General features: G+C 59.6%; 24 protein-coding genes and 1 pseudogene. 14 read left to right on the top strand and 11 right to left on the bottom strand.

What is annotated here, in order from left to right; translation table 11 throughout:
- The first annotated feature begins 176 nt into the window (after positions 1-176).
- Complete coding sequence (katE, locus tag NTD89_RS00225; RefSeq protein ID WP_106576029.1) at positions 177-2318, top strand: catalase HPII; 2142 nt, start codon at positions 177-179, stop codon at positions 2316-2318.
- A gap of 101 nt (positions 2319-2419) precedes the next feature.
- Here katE and NTD89_RS00220 read toward each other — a convergent pair whose 3' ends face one another.
- From NTD89_RS00220 to NTD89_RS00205, 4 genes are read right to left on the bottom strand one after another with little or no spacing between them, the layout of a single operon-like run.
- Complete coding sequence (locus NTD89_RS00220; protein ID WP_262206026.1) at positions 2420-3139, bottom strand: PA5502 family lipoprotein; 720 nt, start codon at positions 3137-3139, stop codon at positions 2420-2422.
- Positions 3140-3176: 37 nt separating this feature from the next.
- The gene (gene znuB / locus NTD89_RS00215) at positions 3177-3965 is read right to left on the bottom strand and encodes a zinc ABC transporter permease subunit ZnuB (RefSeq protein WP_094949676.1); all 789 of its coding nucleotides are present in this window, start codon (positions 3963-3965) and stop codon (positions 3177-3179) included.
- Positions 3958-4743, bottom strand: a complete 786-nt coding sequence (gene znuC / locus NTD89_RS00210) for a zinc ABC transporter ATP-binding protein ZnuC (protein ID WP_145158518.1) — start codon at positions 4741-4743, stop codon at positions 3958-3960. The genes znuB and znuC overlap by 8 nt, the downstream gene beginning before the upstream one ends.
- Positions 4743-5225 (bottom strand): Fur family transcriptional regulator, encoded by a 483-nt coding sequence (locus NTD89_RS00205; protein ID WP_106576033.1) that lies wholly within the window; start codon positions 5223-5225, stop codon positions 4743-4745. The genes znuC and NTD89_RS00205 overlap by 1 nt, the downstream gene beginning before the upstream one ends.
- A 58-nt stretch (positions 5226-5283) precedes the next feature.
- Between NTD89_RS00205 and NTD89_RS00200 the strand changes: the two genes are divergently transcribed.
- Complete coding sequence (locus NTD89_RS00200) at positions 5284-6213, top strand: zinc ABC transporter substrate-binding protein (protein WP_262206025.1); 930 nt, start codon at positions 5284-5286, stop codon at positions 6211-6213.
- Positions 6214-6355: 142 nt separating this feature from the next.
- On the opposite strand, the gene NTD89_RS00195 is transcribed toward NTD89_RS00200, so the two are convergent.
- Both NTD89_RS00195 and NTD89_RS00190 read right to left on the bottom strand, forming a co-directional pair.
- Positions 6356-7309, bottom strand: a complete 954-nt coding sequence (locus NTD89_RS00195) for a homoserine kinase (protein WP_262206024.1) — start codon at positions 7307-7309, stop codon at positions 6356-6358.
- 56 nt (positions 7310-7365) lie between these two features.
- A complete protein-coding gene (locus NTD89_RS00190) occupies positions 7366-7656 on the bottom strand; it encodes a DUF2782 domain-containing protein (protein ID WP_145158523.1) in 291 nt (96 codons plus the stop codon).
- Between the two features lie 74 nt (positions 7657-7730).
- Between NTD89_RS00190 and polA the strand changes: the two genes are divergently transcribed.
- Positions 7731-10526, top strand: coding sequence for a DNA polymerase I (polA, locus tag NTD89_RS00185; RefSeq protein ID WP_262206023.1), 2796 nt, complete (start codon positions 7731-7733; stop codon positions 10524-10526).
- A gap of 269 nt (positions 10527-10795) precedes the next feature.
- Here the strand turns inward: polA and yihA are convergent, their stop codons facing one another.
- The gene (yihA, locus tag NTD89_RS00180; protein ID WP_262206022.1) at positions 10796-11437 is read right to left on the bottom strand and encodes a ribosome biogenesis GTP-binding protein YihA/YsxC; all 642 of its coding nucleotides are present in this window, start codon (positions 11435-11437) and stop codon (positions 10796-10798) included.
- Between the two features lie 192 nt (positions 11438-11629).
- On the opposite strand from yihA, the pseudogene NTD89_RS00175 reads away from it, so the two are divergent.
- The 6 genes and pseudogenes from NTD89_RS00175 (at position 11630) to NTD89_RS00150 (ending at position 17206) form a co-directional block, all read left to right on the top strand.
- Positions 11630-11930: pseudogene (locus tag NTD89_RS00175) on the top strand (c-type cytochrome).
- A gap of 33 nt (positions 11931-11963) precedes the next feature.
- On the top strand, positions 11964-12590 hold the full coding sequence (locus NTD89_RS00170) for a c-type cytochrome (RefSeq protein ID WP_106576039.1): 627 nt from the start codon (positions 11964-11966) through the stop codon (positions 12588-12590).
- 169 nt (positions 12591-12759) lie between these two features.
- Positions 12760-13398: a thiol:disulfide interchange protein DsbA/DsbL gene (locus tag NTD89_RS00165; RefSeq protein ID WP_119741330.1), complete on the top strand. Its 639-nt coding sequence runs from the start codon at positions 12760-12762 to the stop codon at positions 13396-13398.
- A 10-nt stretch (positions 13399-13408) separates the two neighbouring features.
- The gene (locus NTD89_RS00160; RefSeq protein WP_119741332.1) at positions 13409-14287 is read left to right on the top strand and encodes an endonuclease/exonuclease/phosphatase family protein; all 879 of its coding nucleotides are present in this window, start codon (positions 13409-13411) and stop codon (positions 14285-14287) included.
- The gene (locus NTD89_RS00155; RefSeq protein WP_262206021.1) at positions 14284-16341 is read left to right on the top strand and encodes a GGDEF domain-containing protein; all 2058 of its coding nucleotides are present in this window, start codon (positions 14284-14286) and stop codon (positions 16339-16341) included. The genes NTD89_RS00160 and NTD89_RS00155 overlap by 4 nt, the downstream gene beginning before the upstream one ends.
- 88 nt (positions 16342-16429) lie before the next feature.
- On the top strand, positions 16430-17206 hold the full coding sequence (locus NTD89_RS00150; protein WP_262206020.1) for an N-acetylmuramoyl-L-alanine amidase: 777 nt from the start codon (positions 16430-16432) through the stop codon (positions 17204-17206).
- Positions 17207-17209: 3 nt separating this feature from the next.
- On the opposite strand, the gene NTD89_RS00145 is transcribed toward NTD89_RS00150, so the two are convergent.
- Complete coding sequence (locus NTD89_RS00145) at positions 17210-18997, bottom strand: KinB sensor domain-containing domain (protein ID WP_262206019.1); 1788 nt, start codon at positions 18995-18997, stop codon at positions 17210-17212.
- A gap of 10 nt (positions 18998-19007) precedes the next feature.
- Positions 19008-20354 (bottom strand): sigma-54-dependent response regulator transcription factor AlgB, encoded by a 1347-nt coding sequence (algB, locus tag NTD89_RS00140; RefSeq protein ID WP_145158535.1) that lies wholly within the window; start codon positions 20352-20354, stop codon positions 19008-19010.
- A 392-nt stretch (positions 20355-20746) separates the two neighbouring features.
- Between algB and NTD89_RS00135 the strand changes: the two genes are divergently transcribed.
- The 5 genes from NTD89_RS00135 to NTD89_RS00115 all read left to right on the top strand — a co-directional run bounded on the left by NTD89_RS00135 (position 20747) and on the right by NTD89_RS00115 (position 25130).
- Positions 20747-21031: a hypothetical protein gene (locus NTD89_RS00135; RefSeq protein ID WP_106576045.1), complete on the top strand. Its 285-nt coding sequence runs from the start codon at positions 20747-20749 to the stop codon at positions 21029-21031.
- A gap of 78 nt (positions 21032-21109) precedes the next feature.
- On the top strand, positions 21110-21274 hold the full coding sequence (locus tag NTD89_RS00130) for a DUF1328 domain-containing protein (RefSeq protein WP_003170804.1): 165 nt from the start codon (positions 21110-21112) through the stop codon (positions 21272-21274).
- A 2-nt stretch (positions 21275-21276) separates the two neighbouring features.
- Positions 21277-21744 carry an inhibitor of vertebrate lysozyme family protein gene (locus NTD89_RS00125; protein ID WP_119741338.1) on the top strand — a complete coding sequence of 156 codons (468 nt, stop codon included), beginning with the start codon at positions 21277-21279 and terminating at the stop codon, positions 21742-21744.
- A 727-nt stretch (positions 21745-22471) separates the two neighbouring features.
- Positions 22472-23803, top strand: coding sequence for a glutamate/aspartate:proton symporter GltP (gltP, locus tag NTD89_RS00120; protein WP_145158539.1), 1332 nt, complete (start codon positions 22472-22474; stop codon positions 23801-23803).
- Between the two features lie 97 nt (positions 23804-23900).
- The gene (locus NTD89_RS00115; RefSeq protein WP_145158541.1) at positions 23901-25130 is read left to right on the top strand and encodes a nucleoside recognition domain-containing protein; all 1230 of its coding nucleotides are present in this window, start codon (positions 23901-23903) and stop codon (positions 25128-25130) included.
- A 94-nt stretch (positions 25131-25224) separates the two neighbouring features.
- Here the strand turns inward: NTD89_RS00115 and NTD89_RS00110 are convergent, their stop codons facing one another.
- Positions 25225-25836 carry an ABC-type transport auxiliary lipoprotein family protein gene (locus NTD89_RS00110; RefSeq protein ID WP_262206018.1) on the bottom strand — a complete coding sequence of 204 codons (612 nt, stop codon included), beginning with the start codon at positions 25834-25836 and terminating at the stop codon, positions 25225-25227.
- Complete coding sequence (locus tag NTD89_RS00105; protein WP_262206017.1) at positions 25833-26771, bottom strand: MlaD family protein; 939 nt, start codon at positions 26769-26771, stop codon at positions 25833-25835. Before NTD89_RS00105 ends, NTD89_RS00110 begins: the two co-directional genes overlap by 4 nt.
- Between the last annotated feature and the right edge of the window lies 1 nt (position 26772).

Below are 26772 nucleotides of genomic sequence, written 5' to 3'. Positions count from 1 at the left end.
ATTTCGCATTCAACCAGCGATTTGGCAATAACGCGATCAAAGGTCATAAAAAAGGAACGGTGCAAATCCGTGTCAGTCACTACTTAAGCAACTCAATTTCCCAGGTGCCGTGCCTGGGGGTTTGCTCAAACGAGCCGGGGACCGCTCTGGCCAATTTGAATAAGGAGTTTTGACTGATGAGTACCAAGAAGCCAGCTACCCCGCCGAAGAGTGAACTCGCGGGCACCGATACCCTGGACCGTGGCAACACCAACGCCAAGCTGCAGGCCCTGGAAGAGTTCCGTTCCGACGCAACCGGCCAGGCGCTGCGCACCAATCAAGGCGTAAAGATTTCTGACAACCAGAACACCCTGAAAGTCGGCGCCCGTGGCCCATCGCTGCTGGAAGACTTCATCATGCGTGAAAAAATCACGCACTTTGACCATGAGCGTATCCCGGAGCGCATCGTGCATGCTCGCGGCACTGGCGCCCACGGCTATTTCCAGACCTATGAGAACCATTCGGCGCTGAGCAAGGCCGGTTTCCTGCGCAACCCCGAGCATAAAACCCCGGTGTTTGTGCGGTTCTCCACCGTGCAGGGCCCGCGTGGCTCGGGCGATACGGTGCGTGACGTGCGTGGTTTTGCTGTGAAGTTCTTCACCGACGAAGGTAACTTCGACCTGGTGGGTAACAACATGCCGGTGTTCTTTATTCAGGACGCGATCAAGTTTCCTGACTTCGTGCACGCGGTCAAACCTGAGCCGCATAACGAGATTCCCACCGGCGGTTCTGCCCACGACACGTTCTGGGATTTCGTCTCGCTGCAGCCAGAATCCGCGCACATGGTGCTGTGGGCCATGTCCGACCGTGCCATCCCCAAAAGCCTGCGCGCCATGCAGGGCTTCGGCATTCACACCTTCCGCTTGATCAATACCGAAGGTAAGTCGAGCTTTGTGAAATTCCACTGGCATCCAAAAGTGGGCACCTGCTCGCTGGTGTGGGACGAAGCGCAAAAGCTTGCCGGTAAAGATACCGATTACCACCGTCGCGACCTGTGGGAAGCGATTGAAAGCGGCGACTACCCTGAGTGGGAATTGGGCGTGCAAATCGTTGCGGAAGAAGACGAGCACAAGTTCGACTTCGACCTGCTCGACCCGACCAAGATCATCCCTGAAGAATTGGTGCCGATTACGCCGCTAGGCAAGATGGTGCTTAACCGTAACCCGGATAACTTCTTCGCTGAGGTTGAACAGGTGGCTTTTTGCCCGGGCCATATCGTGCCGGGTATCGACTTCACCAACGACCCACTGCTGCAAGGCCGTCTGTTTTCCTACACGGATACTCAGATCAGCCGTCTCGGTGGCCCGAACTTTCATGAGCTGCCGATCAATCGGCCGGTCACGCCGTTCCATAACGGTCAGCGCGACGCTCAGCATCGCACCGTGATCGACAAGGGTCGCGCGGCCTACGAGCCGAACTCGATTGACGGCGGCTGGCCGAAAGAAACGCCACCGGCTGCGCAGGATGGCGGTTTCGAGACCTATTACGAACGTGTCGACGCCAATAAAGTGCGTGAGCGCAGCGAGTCGTTTGGCGATCACTTCTCGCAAGCCACGCTGTTTTTCCACAGCATGAGCCACCACGAGAAAGAGCACATCATCGCGGCGTACAGCTTCGAGTTGGGCAAGGTGGAGCGTGAGTTTATACGCGCCCGTCAAGTCAACGAGATTCTGGCCAATATCGACCTGGAGCTGGCCAAGCGCGTAGCACAGAACCTCGGTTTGCCAGCGCCAACCAAAGGCACCGTGCCACCGCGTGAGTCGTCGCTCAAAGAGTCGCCTGCGTTGAGCCAGGTGAACCTGCTGTCGGGCGATATCAAAACGCGCAAAGTTGCGATCCTCGCGGCTAACGGCGTGGACGGCGCGGCAATTGCTGCGTTGAAGAAAGCGCTGGAAGCTGAAGGTGCACACGCCAAGCTGCTGGGGCCAACTTCGGCGCCGGTGACCACCGCCGATGGCAAGAGCCTGAAGGTGGATGCGTCGATGGAAGGCATGCCGTCGATTGCCTTTGACGCGGTGTTCGTACCGGGCGGCGCCAAGTCGGTGCAGGCATTGAGCGGTGATGGTGTGGCGTTGCACTTCCTGCTGGAGGCGTACAAGCACCTGAAGGCGATCACGGTTGCCAATGATGCCAAGCCGTTGCTGGATCTGCTGAAGCTTGAAGTGGATGCGGGGCTGATCGTGGGGTCGGATGCGAAAGCGTTCAAGGCGTTCTTTGCCGCGATTGCACAGCACCGGGTTTGGGATCGTGAGCCGAAGGCTAAGGCGATTCCGGCTTAATTCATTGGTTGTTGGTTAGACAGCTATCGCGGGCGAGCCCGCTCCCACATTTGAATGTATTCACAGTTCAAAATGTGGGAGCGGGCTTGCCTGCGATGCTTTTATTGCGCCTTGCGCGGAATCAGCACTACCTGCGCCGGAATGTGTTTCACAATCTGCCGGTGAATCTTCAGGTCATACCCCGAATCAATTCGCTTCACCCGTTTGGTCAGCAATGTGGCCAGCCACGGGTAGTCCTGCGTGCGCGGCGCTTGAATGGTCACGTCGCACTGGTAGTTCACTACGTCGGTAGCGATAGCGTCCAGTTGATGGCGAAGTTCTTCGATATCGACGAGGTTCAGCGCCACAGTGGTGCTTTCAGCGGCCGGGTCGATGACTTTGGCAGGCGGCTTGGCTTCAGCGGCTTTCAAGGCGGCTTCGGCTTTATCCAGCTCGGCTTTGCGCGCATGGCTGATGGCGCTGTTGACGCCACCGGTCAGTGCCGGGGCCTTGGGCATCAGCGCACGTGCACGGCTCAGGGCCGTGGCGGCAGCGTTGACATCGCCTTTTTGCAGCACAATCTGGCTGCGCTGCAAGTAGGCTTCGGCCAATTGACGCTGGTAAGCCTCAAGGGCCGGGTCGTTGGGCGACTGGGCCTGTAACGCGGCCAATTCGTCTTCGGCAGTGGCAAGCTCGCTGCTGGCCAGGTTTTGCTCAAGCTGCGCGATGGCCGCAGCGCGTGCGTCCGGTACCTCAGGGGCGGCGGGCGGCGTACTTTGACAGGCGCCCAGCAGCAGGGAAAATGCGGCAAGGAGCAGATAACGGGCGTTGAACAGCTTCATTCCTGCGACTCTCTATTTGCGCAAAAAGCGAGCAAGTCTACACCCCTCGACGGGGCAGGACAAAACTCAGCAGAAAGAGGGCGGCCGCCGTGACGACAATCGACGGGCCGGCTGGCGTGTCCTTGAACCACGACAGCGCCAGGCCCCCGCACACTGCAAGCATGCCCAACAGGCTGGCGCCGATCGCCATTTGCTCGGGTGAGCGCGCATGGCGTTGGGCGGCGGCTGCGGGAATGATCAGCAGCGAGGTGATCAACAATACGCCGACAATCTTCATCGCGACAGCAATCACCACCGCGATCAACAGCATCAGGGTCATGCGCAGGGCGGGCACGGGCAAACCTTCCACCGTGGCCAGTTCTTCATGCACGGTGATCGCCAGCAACGGACGCCACAGAGCCACCAGCAAGAGCAGCACGGCGGCGCTGCCACCGAGGATCCACGCAAGGTCTGTAGGGCTGATCGCCAGCAGGTCGCCGAACAGGTAGGCCATCAGGTCGATGCGCACTTCATGCATGAAGCTCAGCACCACCAGGCCCAGGGACAGGGTGCTCGGCGCCAGGATCCCCAGCAGTGTGTCGGAGGCCAGCGGTTGGCGCTGTTGCAGGGTCACCAGCAGCACCGCCAGCAGCAGGCAGCCCACGGTGACGGCGATGGTCGGGCTCACGTCCAGCAAAAAGCCCATGGCCACGCCCAGCAGCGCGGCATGCGACAACGTGTCGCCAAAATAGGCCATGCGCCGCCAGACCACGAACGAGCCCAACGGGCCCGCCACCAGCGCCAGAGCCAAGCCTGCTAGCAGGGCGTAGAGCAGAAAATCAGCCATGCTTGCAGCTATCTCCATGAACATGTGTATGAGGGGCGGCGGGATCGTCAACCACGGCGCCGTGCAAATCATGGGCGTGGTCGTGATGGTGGTGGTAGATCGCCAGGCTCGGGGCATTCTTGCCGAACAGCTCGACAAACGCCGGGTCGCTACTGACCTGCTCCGGGTGGCCGGAGCAGCAGACGTGGCGGTTGAGGCACACCACCTGATCGGTGGTGCTCATGACCAGGTGCAGGTCGTGGGAGACCATCAACACGCCACAGCCGTGGCGGTCACGCAGGCGGGTAATCAGGCTGTACAGTTCGGCCTGGCCGGCAACGTCAACGCCTTGCACGGGTTCATCGAGCACCAGCAGTTCAGGCTCGCGCAGCAAGGCGCGGGCCAGCAGCACGCGCTGCATTTCGCCGCCGGAGATGCTTTGCACCGGGCTGTCGATCACCTGTTCGGCACCGACCTCCTTGAGCGCAGCCTGCGCGCGGGCGCGGTCTACACCGGGCACCAGGCGCAAAAAGCGCAGCACGGACAGCGGCAGTGTCGGGTCGACGTGCAATTTTTGCGGCATGTAACCGACGCGTAGCTTGGGCTTGCGCCATACGCTGCCACTGTCCGGCTTCAACAAACCGAGTACTGCGCGCACCAGCGTGGTCTTGCCGGCGCCATTGGGGCCGATCAGCGTGACGATCTGGCCCGGCTCGACGCTCAGCCCGATGTTATCCAGCACGTTTTGCCCGGCGAACGTGACACCAACCCCTTCGAGGCGGATTAACGCATTGCTCATCAAGCCCCCTGGCAACCCGAGCAGAGCCCGACCACTTCGACCGTTTGCCCTTCGACCCTGAAGCCGACGTCGGCCGAGCTTTTGATGATGGCGTCGCTGATGCTTTTTTGTTCAAGCTCGATGGCCGCATGGCACTCGCGGCAGATCAGGAACTGGCCCTGATGCGCGTGTTCCGGGTGGTTGCAGCCAACAAAGGCATTGAGGGAGGCGATGCGGTGCACCAGGCCGTTTTCCAGCAGGAAATCCAGCGCGCGGTACACCGTTGGCGGCGCGGCGCGACGGCCGTCCTGCTCGCTGAGCACGCCAAGAATGTCGTAGGCGCCCAGCGGCTTGTGGCTTTGCCACACCAGTTCCAGCACCCGACGACGCAGCGCGGTCAGGCGCAGGCCCTTCTGTGCGCACAGGGTATCGGCCTCCGACAGCGCGGTATGCACGCAGTGAGAGTGGTCGTGGGGGCGGCTGGCAATGGGTGTTTTAGGCATGAGCGGCGACAGACATTTGATAGAGACGTTATTATGTTACCCGTTCCTACGTCATTGAGTGGTCATCGTGTCCCGACTTTTTCCCGTTTTTGTCGTATTTGTCACCAGTTTGTTCATTGCCGGGGCCGCTCAGGCCGAGGTCAAGGTGCTGACGAGCATCAAGCCGTTGCAGTTGATTGCCGCGGCTGTGCAGGACGGTGTGGCCATTCCAGAGGTGTTGTTGCCGCCCGGCGCTTCGCCGCACAACTACGCCCTGCGTCCATCCGACGTACGGCGCGTGCAGTCGGTGGACCTGCTTTATTGGATCGGCCCGGACATGGAAAGCTTCCTGCCGCGCGTGCTTAAGGGGCGTAGCCTGCCGACCGTGGCGGTTCAAGACCTGCCGGGGATGAAGTTGCGTCGTTTCGCCGAAGATAGCCACTCGCACGCCGATGATGCTGACGAACATGATCACGATCACCGCCCAGGCAGCCTGGATGCGCACTTGTGGCTCTCGACGGTCAACGCGCGCGTGATCGCTGCGCGCATGGCGGCTGACCTGAGCACTGCCGACCCGGCCAATGCTGCGCGGTATCAGAGCAACGTGCAGGCATTCGATGAGCGTCTGGATGCGTTGGATGCCCGTTTGAAGGCGCGCTTGGCGAGTGTGGGCGACAAGCCTTACTTCGTATTCCACGAGGCCTTTGATTACTTCGAAGACGCTTACGGGCTCAAGCACACTGGCGTGTTCAGCGTGGCCGCCGAAGTGCAGCCCGGCGCCCAGCACGTGGCAGCAATGCGTACGCGGTTGCAGGAAGTCGGCAAGACCTGTGTGTTCAGCGAGCCGCCGTTGCGTCCGCGCTTGGCTGAGACGTTGGTGGCGGGGTTGCCGGTGAAGTTGGCGGAGTTGGATGCGTTGGGCGGTTACACCCCGGCCACAGCGCAGGGTTACGAGCAGGTGCTGGAGAAGTTGGGGAATGACTTGGCTGGGTGCCTGGAATCGTTATAACAACCAACACAGAACTACTGTGGGATCGGGCTTGTGTGGGAGCGGGCTTGCTCGCGAATGGGAGTGTCAGTAAATACCTCTGTTACTGACCCACCGCATTCGCGAGCAAGCCCGCTCCCACATTTTCTGACCGAGTGCAGCTTTAGAGTGCGAACGGCAGATGGAGCGTGACCTGCTGACGCTGCGCCAGCCGATGCTCGAACTCCGCAGGGTCATGAATCAATACATCCTGCCCGGCAAACGACTCCGCGGCGATCAGGCGTGACAGCCAGAAGCGCACACACGCTACCCGCAGCATCGTTGGCCACAACTCCGCTTCCTTGGCCGTGAATGGCCGCAGAGCCGCATACGCACCTAGCAGTGCACGGGCGCGTTGCCCATCAATCGCGCCCTCGGCGTCCGAACACCAGTCATTCAAGGCGATCGCCACGTCGTACAGCATCGGGCCTGAGCAAGCGTTGTAAAAGTCGATCAGACCGGTCAGGTGTGTGCCTTCGAACATCGCGTTATCGCGGAACAGATCGGCGTGAACGTTGGCGCGTGGCAGCGCGAGAATGTGAGCCTTGTGGGCTTTGATCTCGCTCAGCGCGTCTTGCAGCAGGCGCTGCTGCGCGTCGTTAAGGTGCGAGATCAGCTGCGCACCTTCGGTGAGCATCCAGTCCAGCCCGCGATCAGTCTTGCGCTCCAGCACTTTCTCGCCCTGAGTGGCCAAGTGCAAATGGCCGAGCAGGTCGCCAACCTGGGCGCAATGCTGCGCGTTGGCTTCCTTGATATGTTTGCCGGCCAGGCGTGGTTGCAGCAGCGCCGGTTTGCCCTTCAATTCGCGCAAGGCCACGCCGTCGGTGGTGCGCAGCGCATAGGGCACCGGCAAGTCAGCGTCATGGAGCACGTCGAGCAGTTCGATGAAAAACGGCATTTCTGCGACTGGGCCGCGCTCAACCAGGGTCAGAACGAATTCGCCCTGTTCCAGGCTGACAAAGAAGTTGGTGTTTTCGCTACCGGCGGCAATCCCCTGGAAATCAAGCAGGCGGCCGAGCCCGTAAGGGCCGAGAAAGGTTTCCAGCTCGGGCCGAGCCAGCGGGGTGAACACAGACATGGTTAAAACTGCCAGTACGGGCGCCGCGAGGGGCGGCGCCAATTTAAGTTAAGAAATCATTTCCATTCGAAGATCTTCCATGACGGAATCAGCATATCCGGCTGGTCAGAACGGATGAAGTTCGCATCGGTTCCGTCCGCGCGCACCAGGAAATACGGCGGCGCGCCCTTTACGGTGACCTTGATCGCGTACAGGAAACCGTTTTGGCGGTACTCCTGGATGGTTCTGTCACCTTCGGTGCGGATCGTGACTTCCGGGTCTGCCGAGGGTGCGCTGTCAGCTGCCGTGGCGGCCAGCGGCAAGAACGCAATCAAGCCGGTCAACAACAGGCGATTTACTGTACGCATGATAACCTTGTCCCTTTGTCGTCATTGGTCCGGCTATTCTAGCGCCTGACCCGCCGAAAAGGTTGATCCTGCTCATGAGCCAAGCCCCCCTCGTCCTGGTGGACGGTTCTTCTTATCTGTACCGCGCCTTTCACGCGCTGCCACCGCTGACCACTTCCAAAGGCCTGCCGACCGGTGCGGTCAAGGGCGTGTTGAACATGCTCAAAAGCCTGCGCAGGCAGTACCCGGACAGCCCGTTTGCCGTTGTTTTCGACGCCAAGGGTGGGACCTTTCGCGATGAAATGTTCGCCGAATACAAGGCCAACCGCCCGAGCATGCCCGATGACATGCGCCTGCAAATCGAGCCGCTGCACCAAAGCGTCATCGCGCTGGGCTTCCCGCTGCTGTGCGTCGAAGGCGTCGAGGCCGATGACGTCATCGGCACTTTGGCCCGCAGCAGTGCGGCGGCGGACCGCCCGGTAGTAATTTCTACCGGCGACAAGGACATGGCGCAGTTGGTCGACGGGCACATTACCTTGGTCAACACCATGACCGGTAGCGCGATGGACATTGAGGGCGTGAAGGAGAAATTCGGTGTCGCTCCCGAGCAGATCATCGATTACCTGGCGCTGATGGGCGATTCGTCCGACAACATCCCGGGCGTTCCGGGCATTGGCCCGAAGACCGCGTCCGGCTTGCTCGTAGGCGTGAATGGCGGCCTCAAAGAGCTTTATGAACAGCTGGATATCGTGCCGACCCTGCCGATTCGCGGGGCCAAGAACCTGCCGGCCAAGCTGGAAGAGCACAAGGAGATGGCGTTCCTGTCCTATCAACTGGCGACGATCAAAATCGACGTACCGCTGGATGTAGGCCTGGAAGATCTGCACCTGATCGAGCCTGACCGTGAAAAGCTGCTGGAGCTGTACACGCTGCTGGAGTTCAAGAGCTGGATTGATGAGATTCAGCGCGACGCCAAGCGTGTCGAGCTCAAGGCTTCGACCGAGGCGGCGCCGTCTGCCGAAGCCGTGGCTGAGGTAGTAGCGGCCGCGCCGGTGGAGGCGTCCTACACGACCATCCTGGACCAGGCGACTTTCGATAGCTGGCTGAAGAAGCTCAACGACGCCAAGCTGTTCGCATTCGATACCGAAACCACCGGGATCGACGCGCAAAAAGCGCAGTTGGTTGGGGTTTCCTTCGCCGTGCAGCCGCATGAAGCCGCCTACATCCCGTTGACCCATTCCTATGTCGGTGCGCCCGAGCAGTTGGATCGCGACACGGTTCTGTTGGCGTTGAAGCCGCTGCTCGAAGACCCGACCAAACTCAAGGTCGGCCAGCACGCCAAGTTCGACATGAACATCCTGGCCAATTGCGCCATCGGTGGTGACCCTGCGCACGGCATCACCGTGCGCGGCATCGCCTTCGACACCATGCTTGAATCCTACGTGTTGAATTCCACCGCGACCCGGCACGACATGGACAGCTTGGCCAAGAAGTACCTGGACTACGACACTGTCAGCTTCCAGGACATCGCCGGCAGAGGCGTCAAGCAACTGACATTCGACCAGATCGCGCTTCAGCAGGCCGGGCCATACGCAGCTGAAGATGCGGATATAACCCTGCGCCTGCACCAGGCGTTGCATGCACAGCTGTCAGCCATACCGAGCCTGGCCAGTGTGCTGACGGATATCGAAATCCCGTTGGTGCCGGTGCTGGCGCGTATCGAGCGCCAGGGCGCATTCGTGGATAAGGACCTGCTGGGCATCCAGAGCATCGAGCTGGGTAACAAGATGGTTGAGCTGGAGCGCCAGGCGTTCGAGATCGCCGGTGAAGAATTCAACCTGGGTTCGCCCAAGCAGCTCGGGGCGATTCTCTACGAAAAGCTCGGCTTGCCGGTGTTGAAAAAGACGGGCAAGGGGCAGGCGTCCACGGCCGAAGAAGTGCTGGCCAAGTTGGCCGAAGACGACTTCCTGCTGCCCAAAGTGCTGATGCAGTACCGCAGCATGAGTAAGCTGAAGAGCACCTACACCGATCGGCTGCCTGAGCAGATCAACCCGCGTACCGGGCGTATTCACACCTCTTATCATCAGGCTGTGGCGGCGACCGGGCGCTTGTCTTCGAGCGATCCGAACCTGCAGAACATTCCGGTGCGCACCGCTGAAGGGCGGCGGATTCGTCAGGCGTTTGTCGCGCCCAAGGGCTACAAGCTGCTGGCGGCGGACTATTCGCAGATCGAGCTGCGGATCATGGCGCACTTGTCCAAGGATGAGGGCTTGATGAACGCGTTCCGTAACGATTTGGACGTGCACACCGCTACAGCGGCCGAGGTGTTCAAGGTTGAGTTGGCTGAGGTCAGTTCCAACCAGCGTCGCAGTGCCAAGGCGATCAACTTTGGACTGATCTACGGCATGGGCGCGCAGAAGCTTGGCAAGGATATCGGCGTCGATACCAAGACCGCCAAGGCGTATATCGACGTGTATTTCGCGCGCTACCCTGGCGTTCGCGAGTACATGGAGCGCACGCGTGCTCAAGCGGCCGATCAAGGCTATGTAGAAACCTTCTTCGGGCGTCGGCTGTACTTGCCGGATATCAATTCCAACAAGCCTCAGGAGCGAGCAGCTGCAGAGCGCACGGCGATCAACGCGCCGATGCAGGGCACCGCGGCGGACATCATCAAGAAGGCCATGGTGTTGGTGGATAACTGGCTGACGGAGTCGGGCCTGGATGCCAAGGTCATCCTGCAAGTGCACGATGAACTGGTGCTTGAGGTGCGCGAGGACTTGGTTGCGCACGTCAGCGAGAAGGTCCGCGAGTACATGAGCGCAGCGGCCAAGCTGGATGTACCGTTGGTGGTGGACGTAGGTGTGGGCGATAACTGGGACGAGGCGCACTGATTTCGCGGCTCTGCCACTGCCGGGGGTGGTGGCAGAGCGCTTTAGATCGGAAAACGGTGTCAGTTATTTCCAATAGTTTTTTTAACCTGCCGGAACTTAACCTGTGAACTGCTACTCAGAGTTACTGAATGGGTGGTGAAGCCCTTCAATGCTCCTATGTTGTGTTAAGTGTTGGCAGATATCTGGACCCCGCCCTAGCGGTCCGGAACTTGGACCCCGAACTTCCCCTCCCCATACGAAGTCCGGGGTTTTTTTTGCCTGCAGAAAAGTTATTCCGCGTCTTGCGCGCCCTTGTCCGCCAATTCCATCCAACCGGCCAACACAGTGTAGGCGTCTTCAAGGCCCATGCGCTTGGGCGCCGAGAACAGCTGGATGGTGATCGCATCACCCCAACCCTTACGGATCTCGGACTGCACTTTGAGCAGGGTGTTCTTGGCTGCGCCGTAGGTCAGTTTGTCTGCCTTGGTCAGCAGGATATGCATCGGCATGCCGCTGGCGACGGCCCAATCGAGCATCAGCAGGTCGAAGTCGGTCATTGGATGACGGATGTCCATCATCAAAATCAAACCCTTCAAACTCTCCCGGCCACCCAGGTAAGCCTCAAGGTGACGCTGCCAGTGCAGCTTCAACGGGATAGGTACTTTTGCGTAACCGTAGCCCGGCAGGTCGACCAGACGCCGATCATCGTCTAGCTTGAAGAAATTGAGAAGTTGCGTGCGGCCCGGGGTTTTCGAGGTGCGTGCCAGGCTGGCATGGGTCAGGGTGTTCAACGCGCTGGACTTGCCGGCGTTGGAACGACCGGCAAAGGCGACTTCAAAGCCTTCGTCATCGGGGCATTGGTCTACTTTGGCGGCGCTGAGCATAAACGTGGACTGTTGGCACAGGCCGAGGATGGGATTCTTGAGTTGCATGAGATTTCCGATGTGGGCGGTGCCGAAAAAGGGTGCGGCAAGCGGTGTCGTTTCCGTTTCAGTAGCGCCAGTATATAATGCCGCAGATTTTGTGTGTGCTTTGTCCCAGCGAAGGATGAGGTTCACGGGAGCGAAAGACCTTCATTGCGCATTAGAACGCAAAACGCTCTCAAACCCTGAAAAGGTCGATGTATGACCCGATGGTTGCTCGCTTTTGGTGTCCTGATGCCGCTTTACGGCGCTCAGGCTACACAGGATCCGGAGGCGGTGTACAACCGAGTTTGCGTAGCTTGCCATGCCGGCCAGCTGCCTAACGCCCCCAAACGGGGACCAGGCAGCCTGGCAGCCAAGACTGGCTAAGGGCATGAACACGTTGGTGCAAGACGTGACCCAGGGTTTCAAGGCAATGCCGCCGCGTGGTTTGTGCATGGACTGCAGTACTGAGGATTACCAGGCCATCATTGAATTGATGGTGAGTAAACCCGGTAGATAACTCTTAAACCCTTAGCCGTAGTTGGATTAGCTGATGAACAAACTGATCGTGAGTCTGCTGTTGACCTTGGGCATCACCGGTGTTGCCCATGCTGCAGGCGACGCTACAGCGGGTCAGGCGAAAGCCGCCGTGTGTGGTGCTTGCCATGGACCGGATGGCAATAGCCCGGCGCCGAACTTCCCCAAACTCGCCGGCCAGGGTGAACGTTACCTGACCAAGCAGATGCACGACATCAAGGACGGCAAGCGCACGGTGCTGGAAATGACCGGCTTGCTGACCAACCTCAGCGATCAAGACCTGGCGGACATCGCGGCGTATTTTGCCAGCCAGAAAGGCAGTGTGGGAGCTGCCGACCCGAAACTGGTCGAAAAAGGCCAAGCGTTGTTCCGTGGCGGCAAACTCGCCGAAGACCAGCCTATCGGCGGCATGCCGGCGTGCAAGGCTTGCCACATTCCGGACGGCGGCGGTGTCGCAGCGGCGGGCTTCCCTCACCTGAGTGGTCAACATGCTCAGTACACGGCCAAGCAATTGAAGGATTTTCGCGAGAAGGTTCGCTATATCGATGGCGACGCGGGTAACAAAATGATGACTGATATCGCGGCCAAGCTTTCGGATAAAGACATCGAGGCGCTGTCCAGCTACATCCAGGGCCTGCACTGATCCGGGCAGGACGTTAACGCTCGATTAATCCATCGATGCAAGCATAAAAAGGGTGGCTTAGGCCGCCCTTTTTTATGGCCGGTGCCGTTACACTAACGAACTCATGCCCGCGTAGACCTGTCACACCTAAAGGTCGCGTGAGGCGACTTTATTTGTCCAGGAGTAAAGCATGCGTAATCTGATCCTCAGCGCCGCTCTCGTCACTGCCAGCCTCTTCGGCATGACCGCACAAGCTGCCGATAATGTGCCGCTTGAAGCCGGTAAAACCTACGTTGAATTGGCCAACCCGGTGCCGGTTTCGGTGCCAGGCAAGATCGAAGTCGTGGAGCTGTTCTGGTATGGCTGCCCGCATTGCTATGCTTTTGAGCCGGTCATCAATCCATGGGTCGAGAAGCTGCCTGAGGATGTGAATTTCAAACGCGTCCCAGCGCTGTTCGGCGGCCCATGGGATGCTCATGGTCAACTCTTCATCACGCTGGACACCATGGGTGTAGAGCACAAAGTGCACGCAGCGGTGTTCAATGCCATTCAGAAAGAAGGCAAGCGCCTGGTCAAACCTGAAGACATGGCTGATTTCGTCGCCACTCAGGGCGTCGATAAAACCAAATTCCTTGAAACGTTCAACTCGTTCGCTGTGAAGGGCAAGATGGCCCAATACAAAGAGCTTGCCCAGAAGTACGGCGTACAAGGCGTACCTACGCTGATCGTTAACGGTAAATACCGTTTCGACATCGGCAGTGCTGGTGGCGAAGAGCAAGCGCTGAACGTTGCCGACCAACTGATCGCCAAAGAGCGCGCAGCCAAGTAAGGGGCCTACCATGCGCCGCTGGGGTACTGAACGTGTCGTTGGCCTGCATGATGCGAAGGTCAACGAGCATCACCTGGAATCCACAGGCCTTCCGGCAGATAGCCGCCTGCGCTTGCTCAGCTTCAATATTCAGGTGGGCATCAGCACCGAAAAGTATCGGCACTACCTCACCCGTGGCTGGCAGCATTTGCTGCCCCACAATGGGCGTGCCGTTAACTTGCAAAAAATCGGCAACCTGCTGAACGACTTCGATTTGGTCGCCCTGCAGGAAGCTGACGGCGGCAGCATACGCTCCGGTTACATCAACCAGGTGGAACACCTGGCGCAGCTCGGCGCGTTCCCGTACTGGTATCAGCAACTCAACCGCAACCTCGGGCGTCTGGCGCAGCACAGTAATGGTGTGCTCAGCCGCTTGAAACCGACCGCCATCGAAGATCACCCCTTGCCAGGCCCCAAAGGGCGCGGGGCGATCCTCGTGCGTTTCGGCGAAGGCCCCGAAGCCTTGGTGGTGGTGATGATGCACCTGGCGCTCGGGGGGCGTACGCGCAACCTGCAGCTCGCCTACATTCGTGAATTAATTGGCAACTACAAGCACCAGGTACTGATGGGTGACATGAACACCCATGCCAACGACCTGCTGCAGAATTCCCCGTTGCGGGACCTCGGGTTACTGGCGCCGCAAGTCGAAGCCACGTTCCCCAGTTGGCGTCCGCAACGCTGTCTAGACCACATCCTGCTCAGTCCGACACTCACACTTGAAAGTGTGCAAGTACTGGCGCAGCCCATCTCCGATCACCTGCCGGTCGCGGTAGAGATTCGTCTGCCGGGTTCGCTTACGGCTGATGCATTACCCGCGTTGAGCCCAGGCCCTCGCGGACCCCTTGCATGAGCGACGACGCCCAGCGCTGGAAAGAGAAATACCTGAAAAGCGTCGAGCAGCAAGACAAGCTCGAACGTCGCTGGGCTTCCCGTCTCGACCTGTTACGTCGAGGCCTGGTGCGCAGCACGCTGGCGGCTGAGGGCACCGATCGCGCGGTTGACCAGTGCATGAAAGAGATGCGCGACGTCGTGCGTACCGACGACATGGACGCCGCCCTCGCAGCCCTGCTGCCGCGCCTTGAAAAGGCCGTGCTGGATTCGGAACAGCGCCGCGAAACCCGGGTTGACCAGATCAGCACTGCGCTCACGGCCCTGGTTGCGCAGCTGCAAAAACTGCCGCTGCCGCGTGAAGTGGCACGCCCGCTGAAAACCTTTGCCAAGCAACTGGATGGTCGAGTCGGCCAGGCACGCGAGATTCCTTTGTTGCTCAGCGAGCTGAGCAGCCTGCAAGGTCAGGCGCTGAATAACCTGGACCCGGATGGCGAAACCCCGCGCTCTGGGCCGGGTTTGCTGCAACGCCTGTTTGGCGCGAAAGAGGGTTCGAATGAAGCGCCGGTGGCTGAAGCTGTACCCGCGCCGGCTGCGCCAAAATCCGCTGCGCCCAAGCCCACCCCTGAGCCTCAGGAGCCGGAGCAATCCGAAGAACTGACACAAGCCTTGCGCGCCTTTGCGCCACTGCCGCAAACGCCGGCAGCGTCACAACCCGAACACGTTGTGCCTGTCAAAGTAGCGGAGGTTGCCGGCGAAACCTTTGTCTTCGAGGCGCCGGCTGCAGAGGAGCCTGTCGTTCTGCCCGCCGAGGTACCTGAACCTGAAGCAGTGGAGGCGCTGGTTGAAGAAACCGCTCCAGAAAGCGCACTTGCCGCCTTTATCGAAGAAGCGCAGGTCGAGGTCGACACTCCGAACGAAACCGCCATTGGCAGCTTGTCTCTCCCGCCTGTGCTGGAAAGTCCCGAGCCTGACCCGGATGCGTTGGAATCGGATGGCGTCTACGCACTGCCGGACTCGCCGGAGCCTTCGTACAGCTCGGTTGCCAAGCACATCGAAGACACCTTGCTTGGCCTGCTGGAAGACCTGTCACTGCCCGAGCGTCACCGTCCTCAGGCTGAAGCCATGCGCGAGCGCCTGGCTCATGGCTTGAACTGGTACGAACTGTTGCCGATTCTCGATGACCTGGCGGTGTTGATGCTGGCGATCACCGACAGCGGCCAGCACGAGTTCGAGGCTTACCTCAAACAGCTCAATGAGCGCCTCGAAGCGTTCCAGGGCCATCTGCAAGTGGCCAGTGATGGCCACGCTGACAGCCGCTCGGCTGCGCGCGAGCTGGACACGCAGATTCGCGAGCAAGTCGACGGCCTGCAAAGCAGCGTGCAGGAGGCGGCCGACCTGGACAGCCTCAAGTACGTGCTGGAGAGCCACCTTGAAGGCCTGCTCGGCACCATGGATCAACATCAGCAGCAGCGTGATCAGCGAGAGCAGGAAGTGGCGGCGCGCCTCAAGGGGCTGGCTGAGCGGGTGGCGAATATGGAACAGGAAGCCCAGGGGTATCGCGAGCATCTGGAGGTCCAGCGCCAGAAGGCGTTGATCGATCCGCTCACCGGCCTGCCCAACCGGGCGGCCTGGAGCGAACGTCTGGACCACGAAGTCAACGCCTGGCACCAGCGCGGCAACAGCCTGTCGCTGGCCATGCTGGACCTTGATCACTTCAAGCGCGTCAACGACGGCTATGGGCATTTGGCGGGCGACAAAGTGTTGAAGATCATCGCCAATGTGCTGCGCAAGTACCTGCGCCCGACTGACTTTATTGCGCGGTTTGGCGGTGAAGAGTTTGTGTTGCTGATGCCTGACTCCGCTTTGCCGGATGCGTTGGGCGTGGGCGAGGTGCTGCGCGCGGCGATCGAAGCGTGCCCTTTCCATTTCAAGGGCGAGCCGGTGACGATTACGGTGTCCATGGGCGTGGCGCAGTTCCAGCCGGGTGAGCGCAGTGACTTGGCGCTAAAGCGTGCCGACGAAGCACTTTATCGAGCGAAGGCCGCGGGACGTAATCAGGTGCAGGCGGCGTAAAAGATGTTCCATTTTGTAATTTGACCGCTCAAGTACAATCCGTACGTTACACTGTTGCATTATCGTCTTCAGCGTAATGTCTTCTGCCATGAAATCCTTTTACCTCGCCTTCGTACTGCTCCTGCTCGCCGGCTGCGCGAGCGGCCCTCGCCTTAACACCGACCATCCTTCGCTCAATCACGACAATCGTGTGCAATTCGTTGTCGTCCATTACACCTCCACCAACCTTGAACGCTCCCTGGCGCTATTGACGCATGGCCAGGTCAGCAGTCATTACCTGATCGGCGATGATGCTTCAGGCACCATCTATAAGCTGGTGGATGAGAGCCAGCGTGCCTGGCACGCCGGGGAAAGCGAGTGGATGGGCCGTACCTGGCTCAACTCCAGCTCCATTGGTATCGAGATCGTCAATCCGGGTTATCGCGACACGCCGACTGGCCGCGTCTGGTACCCGTATTCCGAGGCGCAGGTGCAGTCGTTGGTGGTGTTGCTCAAGGACATCAGCAAGCGCAATGGCATCGACCCCAAGAACATCATTGGTCATAGCGATATCGCGCCGTTGCGCAAGCTCGATCCGGGCCCGTTGTTCCCGTGGAAACGCTTGGCGGCTGAAGGGCTGGGAGCCTGGCCGAATGCGCAGGCCGTCGCTCGATTCCAGATGCAGTACGCCGCTAATCTGCCGAGCATCACCTGGTTCCAGGAAGAGTTGGCACGGTTGGGCTATCAGACACCACAGACCGGCGAGCTGGATGTTGCCACGCGGCACGTGATCGCGGCGTTCCAGATGCATTTCCGGCCATCGCTGTTTGATGGTACGCCGGATGCCGAAAGCGCCGCGATCCTGCGCGCATTGAACCGGAGTTAGGCGCTAAAGCGGCAGCGCCATGTAGAACTGCGTGCCCTGCCCCGGCCTCGAGTAGACGCCCATGCGCCCGCCGTGCAGTTGCACGATTTCCTTGCACAGCGCCAGCCCCAGGCCGGCGCCGCCTTTCTTGCGTCCAACCTGCACGAACGGTTCGAAGATACGTCCCTGCTGGCCATAGGCGATACCTTCGCCGTTATCCTCGACGCTGATAATCACCCGCTCGCCATGCCGACGCGCCTGCAGGCGAATTTGCCCGCCATCGGCGGTATGGCGCAATGCGTTGCCTAAAAGGTTGTCGAGTACGCGCTCAAGCTGGGCCTGGTCTGCGTACAGCCTGGGCAACCCGGATTGGGCTTCGACCAGCAATTCGACGTGCTGAGCATTTGCCAGCTCAGTAAAGCGTGCCCGTGCGTGTTCCAGCAGATCGGTGACATCACACGGCCCTAGCGTGAGTTTTTGCAGGCCATTCTGGTAGCGCGAGAAGTTGAGCAAGTCGTTGATCAGCTGCATCAAGCGCTGCATTTCTTCATTAACCGTATCCAGCAGGTCCGCTTCACGGGATTCTGCGGGAAACTTCGCGCGCTCGCGAAACAGACCAAAGGCCATGTGCATGCCGGTGACGGGCGTGCGCAGTTCGTGGGAGGCCCGCAAGACGAATTCGCTACGCACGCGCTCGAAAGCGCGCTGCTCGGTCACGTCGTGCAGCACCATCACCGCCCCAAGAATATGCCCTTGGGTATGACTGACTGGCGTCAGGCTGTAGGTCAGCAGGCGCAATTCGCCCTCGACCTCCACTTCCAAATCCTCAGGTGCCCGCTCCAGGTTGCCGCCGCGCAGCACCAGTTGCAGTTGCTCATCCATTTCCGGGCGACCCAATGCTTCGCCCAAGCCCTGCCCCAAGCGTGCCTCGTCCCAGCCCAACTGGCGCTGTGCCACAGGGTTGAGGTGTTCGAGGCGACCTTGGCGGTCGATCATCAGCAGGCCATCGTCGATGCTGTCGAGCACCGCTTGCAGACGCTGCTGGCCGGCCAGCAATTCGTCGACATTGGTTGCCTGATGCTGGCGCAACGCTTCGGCCATGATGCCGAAGCGGCGGGTCAGCTGGTTCATTTCCGCGGCCGACGAGATGGGCAGCGTCACTTCGAAATCACCCTGCCCAATCTTGTCGGCGGCTTTGGCCAAGGCTTCGATGGGGCCACCAAAGCGTCGGGCGATACCGTGTGCCGTAATGAAGCCGATGATCAACACTGCCAGCCCGACCAGGCCCAGAAGACCGGCAATCAACAGCGCCCGGTCGCGGGATTTGTGTTCACTCTCGTTGATATTATCCAGCGCGTGCTTGTGCTCGGCGATCAGGCCATTACGCAAGGCGTTAAAGGTTTCGGTCAGCTTCGGGTTTTTGCTATTTGCCAGTGAGCTTTGCTGGGCTTCATCAAATGCCTTGAGGAAGTTCAGGTAGTCAACGCGTGCCTGGCTGAACCCGCTGAGCTTGCCGTCTTGCTGTTCATGGGCGATGCCCTCATCCAGCAAGGCGAAATACTGCTCTTTTGAGGTTTTCAGTACCTCGGGGTCCGGTTGCTCCTGCAGCATCAGGATCAACTGGTCGCCCAAGGTCTGACGCAGCTTGAGGCCAAGGTCCAGCGTGATGAAGTTGCTGCGGATCAGCGACTCCTGGCTCTTGGCCATTTGCATGACACTGACCAGTCCCAGAACCAGTCCCAGCAGGGCGACGGTGATCAGCGCTGAGATACTCAGGAACAAACGAGTGCGCAGTTTCATCGCTAGCTTCATAGGGTACAGCTCACAGGTTGTACTGTTTACGTTTGCGGTACAGGGTCGACGCGTCGATACCGAGAGTGCGGGCCGCCTGATCCAGCGTGTCACTGGTGGCGAGTACCGCGCCGATGTGGGCCTTCTCCAGCTCATCCAGGCTCAGCGCCGCACCGATGCGCGGCGCATTGTTGGTCGGCTGCTCGGCCATCCCGAGGTGGCTGATTTCAACCTTTTCCTGGGGGCAGATGATGCTGGCTCGCTCCACAACGTTTCGCAGTTCTCGGATATTCCCCGGCCAGCGGTAATTGAGCAGTGCTTCGCGCGCTTCATCGCTGAAGCCGCGTGCCGGTCGGGCATATTCCTTAACGAAGCGCGCCAGGAAGCGGTCGGCCAAGGTCAGAATGTCTTCACTGCGCTCACGCAACGGTGGCAAGTGCAAGGTGATGACATTCAGGCGGTAGAGCAAGTCTTCACGGAAGCGGCCTTCGCGCACCATGTCTTCCAGGTTCAGGTTGGTCGCCGCGAGAATGCGTACATCAGCGCGTCGGGTGACCGGGTCGCCCACGCGTTCATATTCCTTGTCCTGAATGAAGCGCAGCAACTTTGGTTGCAAGGTGAGGGGAAAATCGCCGATCTCGTCGAGAAACAGCGTGCCGCCATCCGCCTGGTTGACTCGGCCCAAGGTGCTTTCGCTGGCGCCGGTAAAGGCGCCACGGCTGTGACCGAACAGTTCGCTTTCCATCAGCTCTGCCGTCAGTGACGGGCAGTTGATGGTCACGCAGGACTTCTTCGAGCGCTTGCTCCAGCCGTGAATGGCGCGCGCCAATTCACCCTTGCCCGTGCCTGACTCGCCGAGGATCAAGATGTTGGCGTCGGTGCCCGCGACTTGGCGCGCGGTTTCCAGCACTACCATCATGGCCGGGCTGTGGGAGTCGAGGCCGTCCTTGGGCTGGCGAACTTCGCCTTCCAGAGCTTCGAGGCGAGCGGAGAGTTGGCGCACTTCCAATTGCTTGGCGGTAGCGAGGCGCAGTTGGTCTGGGCTGCACGGCTTGACCAAGTAATCGGCGGCGCCAGCCTGGATCGCGTCGACTGCGGTATCCACGGCGGAGTGTGCGGTCACAATCACCACGCGCATCCATGGCGCCTGGATGCGCATCTGCGCCAACACGTCCAGACCATTGTCCTCGCCCAGGCGCAGGTCCAAGAAGCACAGGTCGAACACCTGGCGCTGCATCAGCGCATCCGCCTGCGCGGCGCTGTTTGCGGTGGCTACGGTGTAGCCTTCATCTTCCAGGCAGTAACGGAAGGTGCGAAGGATCGCGGATTCGTCATCCACTAAAAGAATGCGGCCTTGAAGTTCCTTGGCTGATTCCATCTGTCCCGCGCTCCCCTTAACTATGAATGATGGTGTTTAGTCCCGGAATAATCGGGCAAGTTGCATGGTTTATTCTGATCGATAAAAGCCGTCTTCGCGCAGGTATCTGCACAACCTCCTACAAACGCGCGATTTACTGGCCTTTTCATGCCTCGTAGCCACTTCGGCAATGCTATTTCTCTTTTCGATCCCCTGACCCGACCACTGACCATCGTGCATTTCGCACGGCCTGGATAGGGGCATCGTGCAGGATGCTGGGCTATCGATCCGGGATGTATTATTAACTAATTGATTTTATTGAGTTTTATTTTGTAAAAAAACTGGCACGCGCCCTGCAATATCCCTCTCAACAGTGTCATGACCGAATAATCAGAATGCGGGAGAAATGCAGCATGACTCGCCAAAGCCTCAGCCAATTGCGTGTATCGCCACTGCGCTTGCAGCAAGGTCTGTTTGCCAGCCTGGCCTTGATGGTCACGTTGATTGCGGGCCAGCAATTCCAGCATTGGCAGCAGAGTCAGCAGCAAACCCTGCAATTTGAACGTCCGGTGATGACCCAGCACCATTTCAGTTCCGTCAGCAGCGTGGCTGCCGACGTTACCGCCCCGCAATTGAGAGTGGCAGACCAGGATTCGACTCTTGGCGAGTTGCCTGCTCAAGAACGTTGGGTGTTCTAGGCAACAAAAAGCCGCTTGTGTTGAGCGGCTGCACGGCACTACCGCTGTTACCCCTATAAAAGCGTAAGGAGAATCACCATGTTGAGTTGGGCAATCACATTTCTGATCATCGCCATTGTGGCTGCAGTCCTGGGCTTCGGTGGTATCGCGGGCACCGCCACGGGTATCGCAAAAATTCTGTTTGTGGTCTTTCTGGTGATGTTCATCGCTTCGTTCTTCTTTGGTCGTCGCGGCCGAGGCTGAATATGACCACTTTGTTTATCAAAGCCTGTGCTGCCGCCCTGATTCTGGGCGGTAGCGGCTTGGCGATGGCCGCCAATGACGGTCAATCCCGGGCTAACGAATTGCTCAGTGCGGACAAGCAGTACCGCGAAACCTGGCAAAGCGTGGTGAAGAAAGAACAACGCCTGCCGGAATGGGTGATGAACCTGTCCGGTACGGCCGAACAAATGAATGCCGTGGAAGAAGATGGCGATAAGTATCTGGTCGGGCCACTCTGCGAGACTGCAGACACCTGCCTGAACAAGCGCCTGATCGTCGCCTTCAGCTACGACAAGGAAGACGCCTACGCCATGTTGGTGGAAGTCCCGGCCGGTTTGCCGGCAGACAAATCCCCGACGCGGCACGCCGATTACCGTTTTATCGGTAAGCCGAACGAAGGCATGAAACAACTGCTGATGGAACAGCTTAAGAAAGATCCGAATTGGTACTAGGTTCCGTCTGACGCATCTGTCGTCAACGGAGCCGGCGTCCATAGAAAGAAGCCCTTTGCTTCTTTCTGTCTGCACCAGTCGCCAAGGGTGGTGCATGACCAGGGGGCCGGGTTGCTCTGATCGATTCGGATCGGCGTGACCTACGGGTACAGGGAGTGCCTGCGCAAGGGCCGGGTCAGGCGAAAAGCTGCGACGCAAGTTCACAAGTCCTCAAGCTTGCTGAACTTGCGGCGGGCTTATCGCGCATTAATCCTCTTGTATGTCGCCCATAGTCGCTATTTTCTATCTCGCCTCCTCCCAAGCGTTACTTTGTGTGTCGGTGCGACCTTCTATCTAGAAAATTATGCTCGCGCTATAGGACTCTTCGGACGCCAACCCCATCTAATTCCAGGCATTTTTGCCGATGACTCACAGACGTCCAACCTCTCTGAGCGAGCCGCTCGTGGCCGGTTCACGGCATATTCACCGGACGGAATGGCGGAATCGAACTGACCGTTCAGACAACTATTTTCAAAAAAAGCCATGCCGATTCGGCATAGGGTAGGCGTTTACGGCATTAGACGTCGCCCCCTTGCATGGGAATAGTTGCGCCTTTTTTCGCCTGCCAGTAAGCCATTTCGGCCACGCTGCGGTGACCTTCTACGGAGGCAGATGCACACACTTTTTCGCTTCCGAGCGTTCCAGATGGCGCATGTGCCTTAAGTCCACTTGAAGTAAGGGTAATGACATGAAGAAGGCAAAGCTAAGCCTCGCCTGGCAGATCCTCATCGGTTTGGTGCTGGGGATCGCAATCGGTGCAGTGCTCAACCATTTCAGTGCTGAAAAAGCCTGGTGGATCAGCAATGTGTTGCAGCCGGCGGGCGATATCTTTATCCGCCTGATCAAGATGATCGTGATCCCGATTGTGATTTCCTCGCTGATCGTCGGCATCGCCGGCGTGGGTGACGCGAAGAAGCTCGGTCGCATCGGCGTCAAAACCATCCTTTACTTCGAAGTGGTCACCACCATCGCCATTGTGGTTGGTCTGTTGCTGGCCAACCTGTTCCACCCAGGCGCTGGCATCGACATGAGTACCCTGGGTACCGTCGATATCTCCAAATACACCGCCACCGCTGCTGAAGTGCAGCATGAGCATGCGTTCATCGAGACCATCCTCAACCTGATTCCCTCGAACATCTTCGCTGCCGTCGCCCGTGGCGACATGCTGCCGATCATCTTCTTCTCGGTGCTGTTCGGCCTCGGCCTGTCGAGCCTCAAGCCGGAACTGCGTGAGCCTCTGGTCACTATGTTCCAGGGCGTTTCCGAGAGCATGTTCAAAGTTACCCACATGATCATGAAGTACGCCCCGATCGGCGTATTCGCGTTGATCGCGGTGACCGTCGCCAACTTCGGCTTCGCCTCGCTGCTGCCGCTGGCCAAGCTGGTGATTCTGGTTTACGTCGCCATCCTGTTCTTCGCCTTTGTGGTGCTGGGCCTGATCGCTCGCCTGTTCGGCTTCTCGGTGATCAAGCTGATGCGCATCTTCAAGGATGAGCTGGTGCTGGCCTACTCCACCGCCAGTTCCGAAACCGTGCTGCCGCGCGTCATCGAGAAGATGGAAGCCTACGGCGCGCCGAAGGCCATCTGCAGCTTTGTGGTACCGACCGGCTACTCGTTCAACCTCGACGGTTCGACTCTGTATCAGAGCATCGCGGCGATCTTCATCGCCCAGCTGTACGGCATTGACCTGTCGATCGGCCAGCAACTGATGCTGGTGCTGACCTTGATGGTGACCTCCAAAGGCATCGCCGGCGTACCGGGTGTGTCCTTCGTCGTATTGCTGGCTACCCTGGGCAGCGTGGGCATTCCGCTGGAAGGCCTGGCGTTCATCGCCGGTGTCGACCGTGTGATGGACATGGCGCGTACCGCACTCAACGTGATCGGCAACGCCTTGGCCGTATTGGTCATCTCCCGTTGGGAAGGCATGTACGACGACGCCAAAGGCGAGCGCTACTGGAACTCCCTGCCGCACTGGCGCAGCAAACAGGCATCGCCAACCGCCCAAGCCACTCGCGGCTGATAGCCCGCGGCGTGAACACAAACCCCGGAAAATTCCGGGGTTTGTCGTTTCTGCCAGCCCCGCTATCATTCGCCCCATCTTTCGGGGGATTCAACAGATGCTCAATGGCCTGTGGCTTGGCTTCTTTGTCGTGGCAATGGTGTCAGCACTGGCGCAATGGCTGATTGGCGGTAATGCCGGGATTTTTGCGGCGATGGTGGAAAGTATTTTCGCCATGGCCAAATTGTCGGTGGAAGTCATGGTGCTGCTGTTCGGCACCCTGACCTTATGGCTGGGCTTTTTGCGCATCGCCGAAAAAGCCGGGATCGTCGACTGGTTGGCCAAGGCCCTTGGCCCGCTGTTTCGCCGCCTGATGCCGGAAGTGCCGGCCGGCCACCCCGCTATCGGCTTGATCACCCTCAACTTCGCCGCCAATGGCCTTGGGCTGGACAACGCCGCCACGCCGATTGGCCTGAAAGCCATGAAGGCGCTGCAGGAACTCAACCCGATCCCCAACACCGCCAGTAACGCGCAGATTCTGTTCCTGGTGCTTAACGCGTCGTCGCTGACGCTGTTGCCGGTGACCATCTTCATGTACCGCGCCCAGCAAGGCGCAGCGGACCCGACGCTGGTGTTTCTGCCGATCCTGCTGGCAACCAGCGCCTCGACCCTGGTCGGCCTATTGTCGGTGGCGGTGATGCAGCGCCTGCGGCTGTGGGATCCGGTGGTGCTGGCCTACCTGATTCCCGGCGCATTGATCCTCGGTGGCTTTATGGCGTTGCTGGCGACCTTGTCCGCCACGGCGCTGGCCGGTTTGTCATCGATCCTTGGCAACCTGACGCTGTTCGGGTTGATCATGCTGTTTTTGCTGATCGGTGCGCTGCGCAAGGTCAAGGTGTACGAGGCGTTCGTCGAAGGCGCCAAAGAGGGTTTCGACGTTGCCAAGAACCTGCTGCCGTATCTGGTGGCGATGCTGTGCGCGGTGGGCGTGTTACGCGCCTCGGGAGCCTTGGACTTTGGCCTTGAAGGCATTCGCCACCTGGTGGCCTGGACGGGTTTGGACACGCGTTTTGTCGACGCGTTGCCGACCGCCATGGTCAAGCCCTTCTCCGGCAGTGCCGCGCGGGCGCTGCTGATCGAGACCATGCAAACCAAGGGCGTAGACAGCTTCCCGGCGTTGGTGGCGGCGACGATTCAGGGCAGTACGGAAACCACCTTCTACGTGTTGGCGGTGTACTTCGGCTCGGTGGGGATCCAGCGGGCGCGGCATGCGGTGGGGTGTGCGTTGCTGGCGGAGTTTGCCGGTGTCGTGGCGGCGATTTCGGTGTGCTACTGGTTCTTCGGTTAAGGCTTAAATGGCTATCGCAGGCAAGCCAGCTCCCACATGTTGATGTGTAAATACATTCAAAAATGTGGGAGCTGGCTTGCCTGCGATGAGGCCCTTAGCCTTTCGGTGCCGCATTGCCCTGCTGTACCACCCAATCCACCACCTGCTTATTCAACTGATCCCCCGCCTGCCCAAACGCGGCCACCACCGCCGGCACCTGGGTGGCACCCACCGGCTGCTTCACCTCAAACCGCCGGCTGGCAATAATGCGTTGATCACTCCCCCGCACCAGCCTTGCGTCCAGGCGGACGACTACCTCTACAGCACTGCCGTGGTACTCGCTCTGAAACGCCTGCAATTGCCCGCCCAGCTCGTAATCGGCCTGCAAGTTGGTCTCGTCGGTACTCAACAGCGTCACCCGCCCATCGCGCTGGAAACCGTCCATGAACCGGTTGCGCAGCAACACGGGCGTCGGGTCGCTCCAGCGTGAGTTCGCATAGCTGCTGATCAGGTCACCGTTGGGCACCACGGCAATGCGCGGGCTGTCGAGAAACTCGCTGCTCTGCGGCTTGCTCACGCGCAGCGACCAGCTCACCGGCGCGCCTTGGGTGGTCGTCTGGGCCGAAGCCAAGCGGTACACGTCCGAAGGGTCGGGCTTGGGCAGGATCGAGCAGGCGCTGACCAGCACCAGGGCCACAGGGGCGATCATCTGATAAGCGCGCTTCATGGCGTGAACTCCTTATTCTTGTCGCTGCCCAGCAGGTAGCCGCTGGGGTTGGCTTCCAGGCGGCGGGAGATGGCGCGCAGCGAGCCCAGGGTTTCGCGCAGTTCGCGCACGGCCGGCGCCAGTTCATTGAGGCCCTGCATGCCGCTGTTCACCGAGTCCTTGTTATTGGTCAGCAAGGTGTTGATGGTTGCGGTGCTTTGTTCGAGCGATCTCATTGCCTGCTCGGCACTGCCGAAGGCTTGCTTGCCTTGATCGTTCAGCAGGCCGTTGGCGTTGCGCATCAGCACGGTGGTTTGCTCCAGGGCGGCCGTCGCCTGTTTGCTCACCTGCATCAATTGCTGCATCACCACCTTGATGTCACCGCGTTGCTCGGCGATGGCGCCAGTGGTTTGTTGCAGGTTGTCCAGGGTGTTGCTCAGGCGCTCGACGTTCTCCCGGGAGAACATGTGGTTGGCGTTGTGCAGCAGCAGGTTGATGCTGGTCATCAGGTCGTTGCTGTTATTGAGCAGGCGCGCGATTGGCGATGGCGAGGCGATGATTTCCGGCAGGTTGCCGTCCTTACCCTTGAGTTCCGGGCTTTGCGGTGTGCCACCGCTGAGCTGGATGATCGAGGTGCCGGTGATGCCGGTCAGGGCCAGCTTGGCCTGCGTGTCTTCCTTGATCGGCGTCTGCCCGGCCAGGCGGATACGTGCCAGTACGCGGCGCGGGTCGTTGGGGTCCAGGCGCAGGCTGGTGACGTCGCCCACCTTGATCCCGCTGTACTGCACCGAGCTGCCTTGCGACAGGCCGCTGACCGCCTCGTTGAACACCACTTCGTAATCCTGGAAGGCGCTGTCGACGCTGGACTTGGCCAGCCACAGGCCAAACAGCATCGCGCCGACCACAACGATTACGCTGAACAGACCGATCATCACATGATGGGCTCGGGTTTCCATG

Source organism: Pseudomonas sp. 14P_5.3_Bac1, assembly GCF_025466135.1.
Classification (GTDB): Bacteria; Pseudomonadota; Gammaproteobacteria; order Pseudomonadales; family Pseudomonadaceae; genus Aquipseudomonas.
The sequence above is the reverse complement of the archived record's forward strand: the minus strand, read 5'-3'. Positions and strand labels throughout refer to the sequence as shown.